Consider the following 15,524-nt stretch of genomic DNA (forward strand, 5'->3'; position numbering starts at 1 on the left):
CCGTTAAGCACGATGACAGCTATAAATTTGGAGCGACACACGAGGTTCGAACTCGTGACCTCAACCTTGGCAAGGTTGCGCTCTACCAACTGAGCTAGTGTCGCTTTAACAACGTTTCCGTCGTTTAGGGCTGCGAATTATAAGAGCATTTTTTTGTGATGCAAGTCCTTCCTGCAAAAAAAAGGCGTTTTTTTTCTGTTTGATGAAAAAGCACACAGAATAGAAGTTTTATCCACCTAAGTGAGGCTTTTCCATCACTACTCTTAATAGAAAGCCGTGTTTTTTAGATGTTAAAAATTGTTTGGCGGTAATACTTTAGCTCAGCAATTGACTCACGAATATCATCCAACGCCAAGTGACTTCCTTTCTTAGAAAAGCCGTCTAATACTTCCGGTTTCCAACGACGGGTCAGCTCTTTAAGTGTACTGACGTCGATATAGCGGTAATGGAAGTACGTTTCCAGTTCAGGCATGTGTTTGTATAGGAAGCGACGATCTTGACCCACACTGTTACCACATATTGGCGACACACCCTTTGGTAACCACTGCTCCAGGAACTCAATAGTCTGACGAACTGCGTCCTGTTCAGTTACTTTACTGGCACGAACGCGATCCACTAAGCCGCTGCCCGTATGCGTAGTCGTACACCACTCATCCATTTTAGCCAGCTCTTCTTCTGGTTGGTGGATGGCAAGTACCGGTCCTTCAGCTAAAATATTCAACTCACTATCCGTGACGATAGTGGCGATTTCGATGACTTTATGGGTTTCTGGGTCTAAACCTGTCATCTCGAGATCAATCCAAATTAAATTTTGATCGCTAAAGGACATAAATCGTTGCCTATTGGTTTTATGCTAAAAGAGGTACTATACCCAAATTCTGATCCTCAGGGTAGCTATCCTAGGATCCATCAAGATGATTAAAGTTAAGTAGACAATTGTGGCAAAGAAGAAAAAGCTAACCAAAGGTCAAGTCAGACGAGTTAGAAGTAACCAGAAACGTAAACTGGCAAAAGAGGATTCCGTTCAATGGGAAGAATCCATGCTGGGTGCGACTCAAAAAGGTCTGGTGATTACTCGTTTTGGTCAACATGCCGACATTGAAGATGCAGAGAGCGGCGAAATCCACCGTTGCAATTTACGCCGTGGTATCGAGACCTTGGTCTCTGGTGATAAGGTGATCTGGCGTGCTGGTCTGGAATCAATGGAAGGCATAAACGGTGTTGTTGAAGCCGTAGAGCCACGCAGCTCGGTTCTGACCCGCCCTGACTACTATGATGGCCTGAAGCCAGTGGCTGCAAATGTCGATCAAATGATCATCGTATCTTCGGTGCTCCCAGAATTGTCACTCAACATCATCGACCGCTATTTAGTCGCCTCTGAAACACTCAATATTGCCCCTCTTCTGGTGCTAAACAAAATTGACTTACTCGAAGAAGAACAACGTAACCTATATCAGGAATGGCTGAGTGAGTACGAGCGTATCGGTTACAAAGTGCTGCTAGTCAGTAAACAGACTGGAGAAGGCATTGCAGCGCTGGAAGCCGAACTCAAAGATCGTACTAACATTTTTGTGGGTCAGTCTGGCGTCGGTAAATCGAGCTTGGTGAATGCATTGATGCCTGAGTTTAACGTTGAAGAAGGTGAAGTCTCTGAAAACTCTGGTTTAGGTCAGCATACCACTACCGCTTCCCGACTTTATCACATCCCAACGGGCGGCGACCTGATTGACTCTCCTGGGGTACGTGAGTTTGGTTTGTGGCATTTGGAAGCTGAAGAAGTTACCAAAGCGTTCGTCGAGTTCCGCAGCTACCTTGGCAGCTGTAAGTTCCGGGATTGTAAACACAATGATGATCCAGGATGTGTATTACGTGAAGCGGTAGAAAATGGTGAAATCAGTGAAGTTCGCTTTGAAAACTACCATCGCATCCTTGAAAGCATGGCCGAAGTCAAAGCCAACCGTCAGTACTCACGTAACAAAAAAGCCGATCTGTAACGGCTTCTTGCACAAATCATCAGCGCTTGATACTGACTTTACCGACAAATTTAAGTAGTATCTCGCGCCCAAAAGTAAGCAAACATACAGTTAGCATTGGAATTTATGACAATGGATAAGATTAAAGTTGGACTGCAATACTGGATCCCTCAACACGGTTTGACCCGTTTGGTCGGTAAATTGGCATCCGCAAAAGCGGGCGGCCTAACCACTGCCGTCATTCGCTGGTTTATCAAGCAGTACAACGTCAACATGGACGAGGCCAAGCACTCTGATCCTAAGCATTTCAAAACCTTCAATGAGTTTTTTGTCCGTGAGCTGAAAGACGGTGCACGCCCAATTACTGAAGGGGAAAGCATCATTACTCATCCTGCAGACGCCTGTGTCAGCCAGTTTGGTCCTATTCAGGATGGCAAACTCATTCAAGCGAAAGGCCATGATTTTACGGCTCAAGAATTACTGGGCGGCGACGCTGATCTTGCGGCTGAATTTTCCGATGGCGAATTTGCAACGCTTTACCTTTCACCACGTGATTACCATCGAGTGCACATGCCTTGTGACGGTACACTGCGTCAGATGATCTATGTTCCGGGTGACCTGTTCTCGGTAAACCCTTTGACGGCAGAAAATGTACCAAACCTGTTCGCGCGTAACGAACGTGTGGTGTGTATTTTCGATACTGAATTTGGTCCAATGGCTCAAGTGTTAGTCGGCGCGACCATCGTTGGTAGCATAGAACAAATCTGGGCAGGCACCATCACTCCACCGCGTGGCAACACTGTCTACAAATGGGATTACCCAAGCGAAGGCGACAAAGCGGTCATCCTCAAAAAAGGCGAAGAGATGGGTCGATTTAAACTTGGCTCAACGGTGATCAACCTGTTTGCTAAAGATGCAATCAAATTTGATGACTCTATGGCCAACGGCCACACAACCGTCATGGGGACACCTTACGCTCACCTTACCGCTCCAGAGCAAGAGCAAGAGCAAGAGCAAGAGCAAGAGCAAGAGCAAGAATAACCATAACCGCCCCGATTTTTCGGGGCTTTTTTTGACCAGAAACAAACCTTACGCAACATTTCTTCATTGCATTCAAAAACTTCCATCTCAATCTAAGACCTTAATTTGGTTATTCTTTATTCTTAGCCACAGAGTTTCGCTTTGAGGTTAAACCCTTATGCCTAAAATTGATCAAACGATAGTGATCAAATTACTGATTTGCTTTGGCTTACCCGTCGCGGTATTGATGATGCCGATTGATGCCATACCCATAGCAGATCTGACCCTAATACAGCATCGCCTGTTAGCGATATTTCTGCTTGCTGCTCTGTTATGGGTGCTAGAACCTGTGCCTGTCTTTGCCACCTCAATTCTGATCATTGCACTTGAGCTGATCATGATTTCCGACAAAGGTCTGCACTTGTTCCGTACACCGCCAGCGGGGCACGATCTCGGCGAACTCATGCAATACACCGATATCTTCAGTGCGTTTTCCTCACCGATTATCATCCTGTTTATGGGTGGGTTTGCCTTGGCCATCGCCGCATCAAAATATGAGCTGGACAATAACCTCGCACGAGTCTTACTGCGGCCTTTTGGCCACCAGCCTAAATTCATCATGCTTGGATTAATGCTGATCACCGCCGTGTTCTCGATGTTCATGTCCAACACCGCCACCACTGTCATGATGCTGGCGCTACTTGGCCCGATCGTCGCCTCAGCTCCGAAAGGTGACATCGGCATCAAAGCACTCGTTTTATGTATTCCGATTGCCGCCAATACGGGGGGCATCGCAACCCCTATCGGTACGCCGCCCAACGCGATTGCCCTGCAATATCTAACCGGTGAAAACAGCATCGACTTCCTAAGCTGGATGATGATGGGTCTCCCCTTCGTCATTATTCAGCTGACGGTCGCTTGGTTCTTGCTACAAAAACTCTTCCCTTCCTCTCAGAAGACCATGACGCTCAAACTGGACGGACAATTTCAACGCAACTGGCGCGCCATGGTGGTGTACGCCACATTCGCCGCCACCATCTTGTTATGGATGACGACAAAAGTGCACGGGATGAACACCTATGTGGTCTCGATCATTCCACTCGCGGTCTTCACCTTAACGGGCATTATGGGCAAAGCCGAACTGAAACAGATCAACTGGGATGTGTTGTGGCTGGTTGCAGGGGGTATCGCGATCGGCATCGGTTTGGACAAAACCGGACTGGCAGCCGCGCTCGCACACGCGATCGACTACGAAGCCCTTTCTCCTGTTGCTGTGGTAATCACCATGTCGATTGTATGCTGGTTAATGGCCAATTTTATGTCCAACACCGCCACGGCTAACCTTTTGATGCCGATTGCTGCAGCTATTGGCGCTTCAATGGAAAGCCTCTCTGCAATAGGGGGCTTACAAGGGTTGCTGGTCGTCGTCGCCTTCTCAGCCTCACTCGGCATGATTCTACCTGTCTCCACCCCACCGAATTCTCTTGCTTATTCCACAGGACTTATCGAGAGCAAAGACATGGCAAAAACAGGCGTGATCATTGGGGTCATTGGTTTAATCATCGTCTACATTGCTGCCTTGCTGCTTACCTAAGAGACAACATCGGACTTCTTGCTCAATTAATGGGCAAGAGGTCACAATTCGGTAAAAAGTTACCACTTGATGGATATTCTACTCACTGAATATCCATATAGATCAAATCTATACCTAGACAGCTTCTATAATATCAGTCTGATAAACCAATATTCGTAACTATTTCAGCAGTTCCTACGTAAATTTCCGCGCTACCGGGGTGTAGACACTAAATCAAACCATCACACTCTGGTACTCGAAAGGTTGTCTCAGTATTAAGGAAAGGCAATGAGAAACACAATCAAGCTAAAGATTCAGATCGCTATCGCGATCATTATTGCGATTGTCTCCGGTGTCCAAGCTTGGATATCCGTCAGTCAGTTAAAACAAGAAACCACATCCGCACTGAATAGCGAAATGGCGAATGTCAGCCATGCGACCTCTCGCTACATCAGTGACTGGCTCTCCATCCGCAGCGACATGATGCTGGCGAATGAAACCAGCATTCTCAACTTGAATAATGCCGATAGAGAAATGCTGATCACTAAGCGAGCCGGTGGGTTCCTGTCTGTTTATGCTGGCTTTGAGGATGGCTCTATCGCTTATGGCGACAAAACCGAAGACTGGCCAGCCAATTACGACCCTCGTACCCGACCTTGGTATAAAGACGCGATGGCGACCAATGGTTTGATTGTCACCGAACCCTATCAGGACTTTGATGGCAGTATCGTCGTCAGCTTTGCTAAGGCCTTCAGTGGAAACAAAAATGGTGTTCTGGCCGTCGATTTAACCGTCACCAGTATCATCGAGGAAGTCCTTAATGTCAGTTTGGATAACGATGGTTTCTCATTCTTGGTCGATGGCAATAACAACATCGTTGCTTACCAAGATGAAAAACTGAGCCAGCAACCGCTGACCGACCTCAACCCGCTACTGTCGGCGGATAAAGTCCAGCAGCTGGTCAATACCTCTTTCATTTCCACCATCAGCTGGCCTGAACAAGGTGATAAACTGATATTTGTTGCCAATGTCCCCAATACCGATTGGTCGCTCGGCATCGTCGTAGATAAGGATATGGCGTTTGCGTCAGTGACCGAGCAGATTCAATTCACTGCGATTGCTTCAATCTTCCTTTACATTCTGATCGCATCCATCAGCACCTACGTTATCACTCGCTTGCTCAAGCCATTGCAAACGCTCTCAGCAGCCCTCTCACAGCTGTCTCAAGGCGAAGGTGACTTAACTCAGCGGATCGAAATTCGTCGCATGGATGAGATTGGCGAATTGGCTCAGCACGTCAACCAATTCCTGAGTCAGATGCAATCCATGCTCAGCGGCATTATTCATCACAGCCAAGAACTAGCCGTTCAGGCTGAACAGGCCAATCAACTGTCGCAACAATCGTCACAGCAGGTGGAAACACAGCAAAACGACGTCAATCAGATCGCCACCGCTATCCACGAGATGTCCGCCACCGCAGCGGAAGTCGCCAGCCATGCGGAACTGACTGCTAACGCTTCTCAAGGCTCCGCTTCTGCTTGTGAAGATGGTCAGCAAGTCATTGAGAAGAACCGTCAGGCTATTGTGGAACTGGCCGATCAAGTTTCGGCAGCATCTGGCATTATTTCCGAGCTGGAAAGCAATACACAGAGCATCAATCAAATCCTCTCCACCATTCGAGAAATCGCCGAACAGACCAATTTGCTGGCACTCAACGCTGCAATCGAAGCCGCGCGAGCTGGTGAGCAAGGCCGTGGCTTTGCTGTCGTAGCGGACGAAGTCAGAGTATTGAGCCAACGCACACATGGTTCGACCGAAGAAATTCGCAACATGATTGAGACGTTGCAAAACAATACCAAACTGGCAGTCAACAGCATGGAGAGCAGTACCGCCTTAGCAGGCACCAGTGTTGATTACGCTCAGCAAGCGTATGAAAGCCTCAACACCATCACTTCTGCCATTACAGAAATCAATGACATGGCACTACAAATTGCCAGCGCCGCAGAAGAACAACGTGCCGTTAGTGAAGACATTAGCCGCAATACTCAGGGGATTAAGGATGCGTCCGATATTCTCTCAGAGCAGGCTATGCGCAGCAGCGAAAGTGCGACCAACATGTTTAACTCTGCCAATACCGTCCGAACTGAAGTGGAGCGTTTTAAAGTTTAGACTTTGTTTCTAAAACCATTTAATGCATATTGTCAGCCTATTGATTTCTTTGTTCACAGGACGAACAACATATGGGATTCGAATGGCTGGCACTGGCTGCCGCTTTTCTCTGGGCGGTTGCCAGCCTGCTTTCTGTTGGCCCTGCTCAACACCTTGGGACCTTTGCGTACAGCCGCTGGAGAATGGGCTGTACTTCCGTCATTCTCGCCTCAATGGCTGCTCTCACCGGAGGATGGGCAACTGTTGAAACCAGTGCCATCTCAGCCATGGCGCTGTCGGGGCTGATTGGTATTTTTATCGGTGACACCGCACTGTTCGCCTGTTTGAACCGTATGGGCCCGCGCCAAGCTGGCTTGTTGTTTTCCTGTCATGCGGTATTTTCTGCCATTCTCGGCTACTTCCTGTTTAGCGAAACCATGACGGGTATCGAGCTTATCGGCTCTGCTCTGGTGTTCTCCGGCGTGCTGACCGCCATCTTTTTTGGTCGCAAAGGGCAAAGTAATAATCACCTGGAATCCATAAAAGGCAATATCTGGCTGGGGATTGGGCTAGGGTTAATTGCCGCGCTGTGCCAAGCACTCGGCGGCATCATTGCAAAACCAGTGATGCAGACGGCCATAGATCCTGTCGCGGCTTCCGCTATGCGGATGATGACGGCCTTTGCAGCTCATTGTGTCTTTTTCCTCAGTGGCGCGAAGCTCGCGAAAGCAACACTACCAATGAATTTGCGCCTGTTTGCCATCACGGCGGTTAACGGCTTCCTCGCGATGGCCGTGGGTATGACACTTATCCTGTACGCACTGCAAGAAGGTAATGTAGGCATGGTTGCCCTGCTTTCTTCTACTACCCCTATCATGCTGCTGCCGATACTTTGGATTTACACCAAGAAGCGCCCGAATCGATTCGCCTGGTTTGGCGCTATTCTGGCCGTCGTTGGCACGGGGTTATTAGTCAGCTAGCGGCTATTAGAGCAATAGTTATAACCCTCTTTATATTTGCTCATAATGAGTGAAAATAACATCAACAAGATAGGAAAACAGACCAGAATCGAGTGCCACGCTAGGAGTAAGGTGAAAGATAACAACGATATTTCACTAACAATATTTGATCTTATCCTACAGTTTTGGTTAAAAAGTGTAGTAAAATTACGCTAATTTTGTTTTCTAAGTTACTTTGAATTTGACGAGGACATCACTATGTCAGCTAAGAAGCCTTTGGCTCTAGTCATTCTTGACGGTTACGGTCACCGTGAAGATACTGCAAGCAACGCAATCGCGAACGCAAAAACGCCAGTTATCGACGGTCTGCTTGCCAATAACCCAAACACACTGATCTCAGCTTCTGGCCTAGACGTTGGTCTTCCTGACGGTCAGATGGGTAACTCTGAAGTCGGTCATACCAACATCGGCGCTGGCCGAGTGGTCTATCAAGACCTGACTCGTATCACTAAATCTATCGCCGATGGTGAATTCGCAGACACGCCTGCATTAGTAGAAGCCATTGACTCGGCAGTAAAAGCTGGCAAAGCGGTTCACCTAATGGGTCTGATGTCTCCAGGTGGCGTTCACTCTCACGAAGATCACATCTACGCAGCCGTTGAAATGGCAGCAGCTCGCGGCGCTGAGAAAATCTACCTACACTGTTTCCTAGACGGCCGTGACACACCACCACGTAGTGCTGAAAACTCACTACAACGTTTCCAGGATTTATTTGCGAAACTAGGTAAAGGTCGCGTTGCTTCTCTCGTTGGTCGTTACTACGCAATGGACCGCGACAACAACTGGGATCGCGTCCAAGTTGCTTACGATCTACTCACTCAAGCAAAAGCGGAATTCACAGCGGAAACGGCAGTTGCAGGTCTAGAAGCCGCTTACGCTCGTGAAGAAAACGACGAGTTCGTTAAAGCAACAGCAATCAAGGCCGAAGGCCAAGAAGATGCCATCATGCAAGATGGCGATGCGGTTATCTTCATGAACTACCGTGCTGACCGTGCACGTCAAATCACTCGTGCATTCGTGCCTGCATTTGACGGCTTTGAGCGCGCTGTATTCCCAGCAATCAACTTCGTGATGCTGACTCAGTACGCAGCTGATATCCCGCTAGCGATTGCCTTCCCACCAGCGTCTCTAGAAAACACATACGGTGAATGGCTATCTAAGCAAGGCCAAACTCAGCTACGTATCTCTGAAACAGAGAAATACGCACACGTGACGTTCTTCTTCAACGGTGGCGTAGAGAACGAATTCGAAGGCGAAGAGCGTCAGCTTGTTGCTTCTCCAAAAGTCGCAACTTACGACATGCAACCAGAGATGAGCTCTCCAGAGCTAACTGAAAAAATGGTAGCGGCGATCAAGTCTGGCAAATTCGACACCATCATCTGCAACTACCCGAACGCGGATATGGTTGGCCACACTGGTGTTTACGAAGCAGCTGAAAAAGCGATCGAAGCACTGGACGAGAGCGTGGGTAAAGTGGTTGAAGCCATCAAAGAAGTGGGCGGTCAGCTACTGATCACCGCAGACCACGGTAACGCAGAAATGATGATCGACCCAGAAACGGGCGGCATCCACACTGCTCACACTAACCTACCAGTGCCGCTAATCTACGTCGGTGACAAAGCGGTTGAGTTTAAAGAAGGCGGTAAACTGTCTGACCTTGCACCAACCATGCTTTCTCTAGCCGGTTTAGAAATCCCTGCAGAAATGTCTGGTGAAGTGCTAGTTAAGTAAGTCGCCAATCTTCAAATCTCGAAAGCCCGGGTTCACGCTCGGGCTTTTTTATTTCTCCACCAACAAGTTTTGACATTACTCTTTCTTCAAAGGAATGTGTTTGGGTATACTGACTTTCTCTCAAAGACTTAGGACAGACTTTTCACATGGCAACACGACGACAAGGACGACTAACAGCTTTTCCAAAGCTCTCTGCATTCGTATTGATTGTTGCCTCGACACTGGCTTTCCCTAGTTGGTCTTCATCGCCTTCAGAATTAAAAGGCGTCAGCAGCGAAATCTCACGTCAAAGACAAGCATTAACATCGCAACAGAAAAAACTCGATTCCCTACAACAGTCTCTCAAAAAGCAGGAACTGGGTATCGTACGTCTTGAGAAAGAAATCAAAGAAGCCAAATCGTCATTGAGTAAAACCAACGCCAGTATTGCTTCGTTAGAGAAAAAGATTGCTTCACTAAGAGCACAAAGACAGCAGCAAAGCGAAAAACTCGCTGAGCTGTTACAAACCTATTATGTTACCCAGCGTGCCAAGTCTTCTGCCAGCATTCTTAACCAAGGCGTCGAAGAGGACAGAATCAGCCAATATTTCCAACACTTAGCCAAACAACGAGCGCTCACGATTGAAGAGTTGGAAACGACCGTCAATCAGCTCGCGGAAAGTGAAACTCAACTCAAGCTAGAAAAGCAGCAAATTACTAAGCTGATCGCACAGCAGAATCAAAAGCGCCAACAACTGACGAAAGAGCAGTCCAAGCGAAAAGGCACCGTTAGTAACATCAAAAAGAACATCACCAGTGATAAGGTCTACCTGTCAGAGCTGCAGCGCAATGAAACACGCTTAAAAGCTGAAATTGCCAAAGCGGCTAAAGCCGCGAAAGCAGCCAAACTCAATGCGGTTCCTATGGACGGTTTAGCAAAGCGTAAAGGTCGACTTCCGTGGCCGCTTAAAGGCAAGATTCTCCACAACTACGGCTCGCGCCAAACGGGTCAGATAAACTGGAAAGGAATGGTGATTGACGCCAATTACGGTCAGTCAGTGAAAGCCGTCTACTCTGGTACTGTCGTATTTTCAGACTACCTCAGAGGATATGGTCTGGTGATTCTACTCGACCACGGCAAAGGCGACATGACCTTGTATGGCTTTAACCAAAGCTTACTGAAAAAAGAAGGGGACAAAGTGTCCGCTGGCGAAACCATCGCATTGGCCGGTGACACAGGTGGTCAGCCACAAGCGTCACTTTACTTTGAAATCCGCCGCAACAGTAAAACTCAAAACCCTAAGGGTTGGCTGACAAGATAACCGCCATTTGCTCTCGCAAGACTAGGCGTAGTAGGCCTCAACTGCTTGAATAAACGCGTCAATCTGCTCTTTAGCTAAAGCGTTGATTCCCGCCGCCGCTGCACGACCACCACCCGTCGCAAACTGAGCACATACATCTCCCGCTCCTTGCTTATTATTCAGCGGTGCACGTAAGGAAACGGTATAGCTCCCATCCGCATTCTCGGAAAGTACAGCATGCGCACGATCTGGGGTTTGATTCGCCAGCCAGTTGCCGTAAACGCCACTGATACGTCGTGAAGAAGCATGGTTAGGCAGCTCAAACACACCCAACACATCACTTTGATAAGAAGCTTGAACTGCGAGCGCCTTATCCATATCACTTTGATACACTGATTTGAGAGTGTGATAAGGAGAGCGTTGATCAGCAATAACAGCAAAAGGATCATCATAAGCCAAAAGCTGCTTAAACAGCTGAGCAGGGTCAAAATGCAGATCCGCCAGCTCTGCCCCATAGCCATTGTAATTAACTAATGTCCCCAGCTCTCTCAGCTGCTCTTTCTGTTCATCGGTGAGGCCAGCTCTGCCAGCCAACTCATCCGCTTTCACAATCAAGTTATCACCGTATGCAGCGGTAATCGCCCATAAGTGAAAACGACCTTGCAGCAACTCATCCACAATCAAGGCGGTACAGGTATTGGCCTCTAAGTTAATGTGAGCATCGAGGTTGGTGGACTGTGGAATATCGCCGGACTTGTGATGGTCGGCATAGAATACCTGAGCACCTGCAGCAAGAATCGTTTCTAAGCTCGCCTTGTTTTTCTCCATCGAGATATCCAGTACAGTGACAGAATCACTCGCCTGGCAATTAAGGGAATCGAGCAGTTTGATATCTCGTTTAACTCCGGTGATCAGAGTAGACGTTTTGGGCTCAGCCAGACGCAGCTGAAGAAGCGCGATAATGCCATCCGCATCACCATTGAACACATCGTAGTGCATAAACAAAAACCCCTTAAAATATCTTTAGATACTTTAAGGGGTTAGCCTTATTTCAACAATCGCATTTGGTTATGGTTAAGCATGAATTGCTTTAACGCCATCTTCCAGCAACTGCAATTGTTCAAGACCTTGTATGGTGGCTTTAGGCTTCACCACCGCGATCATTTGCAGCATTCCTTGATGAATCACCTGCTCCGTGATCTGAGTTTTCGGCGACATGGCCGCGCGGTAACCCAGCCAGCTGGAAGCAATCAGATGCAAAGTGGTTACCAGAGATTTCATCTCATGCTCTTCCACTTTCAACAGTTCCAGCTCAACAAAGGCACGCATGATATTGATCAGATTGGTTTGCAGCTTTTCCTGTACCTGAATGTAATCATCATGCAATTGATCATCACGCTGGAGAATTTCTGGCAAGTTGGCGTAGAAAAATCGGTACTTCCACATCAGATTGAAGATAGAGTCTAGATAATGCTTGAGCAGCACTAGGCTTTCTTGTTGACCATGAATTGGCGAAAATCGCTCTAGCAGCTCATTGGAATAAAGCGCAAAAATTTCACGAACGATTTCTTGTTTGTTGCGGAAGTGGTAGTAAAGGTTGCCCGGACTAATGTCTATGTGTGCTGCGATGTGGTTAGTGGTGATATTACGCTCACCGTGTTCATTAAAGAGATCCAATGCGGCAAGCACTATTTTGTCGCGTGTCTTCATTCGTTTTCCGTACCCTCTTCCATTAATATTATCAGTATAACTGAGTATATTAACCAATAACAAAAAAGCGCCTGATTAGACCAGGCGCTTTCATCGGTTTCTTAGTTATTTGTGGTACGGCTTGGATAACTCATGAACCGCTTCAACAAACACACCAGCATTTTCAGGCGGTACATCGAGGTGAATACCATGGCCAAGGTTAAATACGTGGCCTGTACCTGCGTCACCAAAGCCTTCTAGGATGGTCGCTACCTCTTCACGGATACGTTCTGGTGAAGCGTAAAGCATCGATGGATCCATATTGCCTTGCAGCGCCACTTTATCACCTACACGCTTAACCGCATCCTGGATGTTGATCGTCCAGTCCAAACCTACCGCATCACAGCCAGTCGCAGCAATTTGCTCTAACCACATGCCACCGTTCTTAGTGAACAGAGTAACAGGAACACGGCGGCCATCGTTCTCACGAATCAAGCCATCAACGATTTTATGCATGTACTGCAGCGAGAACAGGTTGTAATCACGTGGAGTTAAGACACCGCCCCAAGTATCAAAGACCATCACAGACTGAGCACCCGCTTTGATTTGAGCGTTTAGGTACTCAATAACGCTGTCTGCGAGTTTATCCAGTAGCAAATGCAGCGTCTGTGGTTCTGCGTACATCATCTTCTTGATCTTAGTGAAGGCTTTTGAGCTACCACCTTCAACCATGTAAGTTGCCAGAGTCCATGGGCTACCAGAGAAACCAATCAGAGGTACATCACCGTTCAAATCTTTACGGATCTGACGCACTGCATTCATTACGTACTTCAGTTCACCTTCTGGATCAGGAATGCCAATTTTCTCAACATCCGCTTTGCAGGTAATAGGTTTGTCAAATACCGGGCCTTCACCCGCAGCAAAGCGGAGTTCTAACCCCATTGCATCCGGGATGGTTAGGATGTCAGAGAACAAAATGGCAGCATCAAGCGGAAAACGGCGCAGTGGCTGCAGCGTGACTTCTGACGCCAGCTCTGCATTCTTACACAAAGACATGAAATCGCCCGCTTCAGCACGGGTCGCTTTATATTCAGGTAGGTATCGTCCTGCCTGACGCATCATCCATACTGGCGTGTAATCCACAGGCTGCTTTAAAAGCGCACGCAGATAACGATCATTTTTTAATTCAGTCATTCCGTCTTTCCAACTATTCGGCTTCTATTTAGGGGCGCTATTCTAACACTGTTTTCCATGCAAAAGCTGTGTGCTTTGCAACCTAGATCAAGTTATTAACTTTTAAATCAGTGCTTAATTTGCACCCAATCATCAAGAGTGTTAAAAATTTGTTTGCTAGCGAAAACAACAATTATAACCTGAGTACTCGCTACTCAGCATCTCATAACGACATCTTACTTACCCCCTCCCTATCGGAGGGTTTTTTTTGTCTATAAATCAGAGAATTAACCCATCTCATGCAGAGTTTGTTGAATCAAGGATCGTGCGATGGTTCCTTCTGGGGCCACCGGCGGTAAGTCGTGCGCGCTAAACCACTGCGCGTCACTCAACTCACTGTAATCCGGCTTCAACTCTCCACCTTGATAGTCCGCTAGAAATCCCATCATCAGGCTGGACGGGAACGCCCAAGGCTGGCTGCCAAAATAACGGATGTTTGTCACATCGATACCGGTTTCTTCTTTCACCTCTCGAGCCACACACTGCTCAAGCGTTTCCCCAACTTCAACAAAGCCTGCAATCACGGTGTACATACCATTGCGATGTCTTGGGTGCTGCGCCAGAAGAATTTGGTCGCCGTTGCGCACGGCAACAATGATGCATGGAAAAATACGCGGATAATGTAGCGTTCGACAGTCACCACACTGCATGGCGATTTGGTTGTGATTGAGGTGGTTTCGACCGCCACATATCGGACAAAAGCGCAGTGTTTGTGTCATATGACCATACTGCACGGCTTTGCTGATCAGCAGAAACAATGGCTCGGGTAGGTCTAAACAATCTCTCAACGACGTCAGTGGTAATTCTTGCTCTAGATCCTGAGCATTGAGCCACATGACTGGCAAGCCCTTGTAATTTCCAATCTTTATCGCATTTTCTTCAGGTAAATTAAACGCCTGTGCCGCACCACAAGGTAATGCATGGTCCACCAGCCAAGCCTCACTGCCTGATACAACACACCAATAAGCATTGCTCGTACGGTTTGTGTCACTGTTCTTTAACATTACCCTTCCTCTTCGCTTGCAGTTCATTCATTTTACTGGCAATCTAATTTCATACCAGAGTTTGTAGTGGAACAATTTTCTGGCTATAAATTCTAGTAAGGACAAGAGGTTGTATCTCTAGAATGGCTTTGCAAAGCAAAGCGTAATGATCACCGGAACTGTGATCCGATCATGAGGGCATGGTCATGCTGAATAAATTCAAACAAACACAAGAACAGTGGGGTGGCTCAAGTGAAGTCATCGATCATTGGTTAGAAACTCGCCAGTCACTTATTGTCGAATATTGCCAGTTAGGCTCTCTTCAGCCTGCGAATGGGCACGCTAACGTTGTTGAACTCCCTTCCCCGAAACAAATCAGCTCTTTTTGCAATCACGTCGTTGATTATATTTCCGAAGGCCATTTCAAAATTTACGATATGGTGATGGAAAAGTGGCAGGCTACAGGCTTTAAAACCAATAATGAGATTGACACCACCTACGCAAAAATCGTGTTAACCACCGAGCCTTTACTTGAGTTTAATGACAAGTACGTCAGCGTTAGTGCAGACGATGAGCTTCCTGATTTCGAAGTAGATATGTCAAAAGTTGGTGAACTACTCGAAGTGCGATTTGAGGTTGAAGATAATCTGATTCAGCTGATTGCCGATAGTCTAGCGATACCACCAGGCGCTTAAAAAAAGAGATTAGTGAGGGTTGGCGTAAAGTCAGCCCTTTTTGCTTAGTAACGTTTCGTTGTGGATGCGGGATAAGGGCACTCTCGCAGGCCAAAGCCCGTTCCAGCTTCCCATAGGACGCAGTTCGTTCCCTCCTCTCTCCAAAAACAAAAAAGGCACCCTAAGGTGCCTTTTATCATT

The 15,524-nt window shown here is 47.4% G+C and carries 13 protein-coding genes and 1 tRNA gene; 8 read left to right on the forward strand and 6 right to left on the reverse strand.

The window, feature by feature from the left end:
* Positions 1-28: 28 nt before the first annotated feature.
* Positions 29-104, reverse strand: a tRNA-Gly gene (locus F0265_RS24210).
* A gap of 179 nt (positions 105-283) precedes the next feature.
* Positions 284-829 (reverse strand): oligoribonuclease, encoded by a 546-nt coding sequence (orn, locus tag F0265_RS24215; protein WP_021457817.1) that lies wholly within the window; start codon positions 827-829, stop codon positions 284-286.
* A 109-nt stretch (positions 830-938) separates the two neighbouring features.
* Here orn and rsgA point away from each other — a divergent pair, with 109 nt between their 5' ends.
* The 7 genes from rsgA to F0265_RS24250 all read left to right on the forward strand — a co-directional run bounded on the left by rsgA (position 939) and on the right by F0265_RS24250 (position 10,765).
* The gene (rsgA, locus tag F0265_RS24220; RefSeq protein WP_171750622.1) at positions 939-1,994 is read left to right on the forward strand and encodes a small ribosomal subunit biogenesis GTPase RsgA; all 1,056 of its coding nucleotides are present in this window, start codon (positions 939-941) and stop codon (positions 1,992-1,994) included.
* A gap of 111 nt (positions 1,995-2,105) precedes the next feature.
* Positions 2,106-3,014, forward strand: a complete 909-nt coding sequence (gene asd / locus F0265_RS24225; RefSeq protein ID WP_171750623.1) for an archaetidylserine decarboxylase — start codon at positions 2,106-2,108, stop codon at positions 3,012-3,014.
* A gap of 157 nt (positions 3,015-3,171) precedes the next feature.
* Positions 3,172-4,587 carry an SLC13 family permease gene (locus F0265_RS24230; RefSeq protein ID WP_171750624.1) on the forward strand — a complete coding sequence of 472 codons (1,416 nt, stop codon included), beginning with the start codon at positions 3,172-3,174 and terminating at the stop codon, positions 4,585-4,587.
* 267 nt (positions 4,588-4,854) lie between these two features.
* Positions 4,855-6,735, forward strand: coding sequence for a methyl-accepting chemotaxis protein (locus F0265_RS24235; protein WP_171750625.1), 1,881 nt, complete (start codon positions 4,855-4,857; stop codon positions 6,733-6,735).
* Positions 6,736-6,806: 71 nt separating this feature from the next.
* The gene (locus tag F0265_RS24240) at positions 6,807-7,694 is read left to right on the forward strand and encodes a DMT family transporter (RefSeq protein WP_021457813.1); all 888 of its coding nucleotides are present in this window, start codon (positions 6,807-6,809) and stop codon (positions 7,692-7,694) included.
* Positions 7,695-7,931: 237 nt separating this feature from the next.
* A complete protein-coding gene (gene gpmM, locus F0265_RS24245) occupies positions 7,932-9,464 on the forward strand; it encodes a 2,3-bisphosphoglycerate-independent phosphoglycerate mutase (protein WP_171750626.1) in 1,533 nt (510 codons plus the stop codon).
* Between the two features lie 146 nt (positions 9,465-9,610).
* On the forward strand, positions 9,611-10,765 hold the full coding sequence (locus F0265_RS24250; protein ID WP_171750627.1) for a peptidoglycan DD-metalloendopeptidase family protein: 1,155 nt from the start codon (positions 9,611-9,613) through the stop codon (positions 10,763-10,765).
* Positions 10,766-10,786: 21 nt separating this feature from the next.
* Here F0265_RS24250 and F0265_RS24255 read toward each other — a convergent pair whose 3' ends face one another.
* The 4 genes from F0265_RS24255 to nudC form a co-directional block, all read right to left on the reverse strand.
* On the reverse strand, positions 10,787-11,743 hold the full coding sequence (locus F0265_RS24255) for a DHH family phosphoesterase (protein WP_171750628.1): 957 nt from the start codon (positions 11,741-11,743) through the stop codon (positions 10,787-10,789).
* Between the two features lie 75 nt (positions 11,744-11,818).
* Positions 11,819-12,454: a TetR/AcrR family transcriptional regulator gene (locus F0265_RS24260; protein ID WP_006957107.1), complete on the reverse strand. Its 636-nt coding sequence runs from the start codon at positions 12,452-12,454 to the stop codon at positions 11,819-11,821.
* A 105-nt stretch (positions 12,455-12,559) separates the two neighbouring features.
* Positions 12,560-13,627 (reverse strand): uroporphyrinogen decarboxylase, encoded by a 1,068-nt coding sequence (hemE, locus tag F0265_RS24265; RefSeq protein WP_005476295.1) that lies wholly within the window; start codon positions 13,625-13,627, stop codon positions 12,560-12,562.
* Positions 13,628-13,893: 266 nt separating this feature from the next.
* A complete protein-coding gene (gene nudC, locus F0265_RS24270; RefSeq protein WP_171750629.1) occupies positions 13,894-14,670 on the reverse strand; it encodes an NAD(+) diphosphatase in 777 nt (258 codons plus the stop codon).
* Between the two features lie 179 nt (positions 14,671-14,849).
* On the opposite strand from nudC, the gene F0265_RS24275 reads away from it, so the two are divergent.
* A complete protein-coding gene (locus F0265_RS24275; RefSeq protein WP_006957110.1) occupies positions 14,850-15,344 on the forward strand; it encodes an Rsd/AlgQ family anti-sigma factor in 495 nt (164 codons plus the stop codon).
* Positions 15,345-15,524: the final 180 nt, after the last annotated feature.

The organism is Vibrio sp. RE88 (assembly GCF_013113835.1).
Lineage (GTDB): Bacteria > Pseudomonadota > Gammaproteobacteria > Enterobacterales > Vibrionaceae > Vibrio.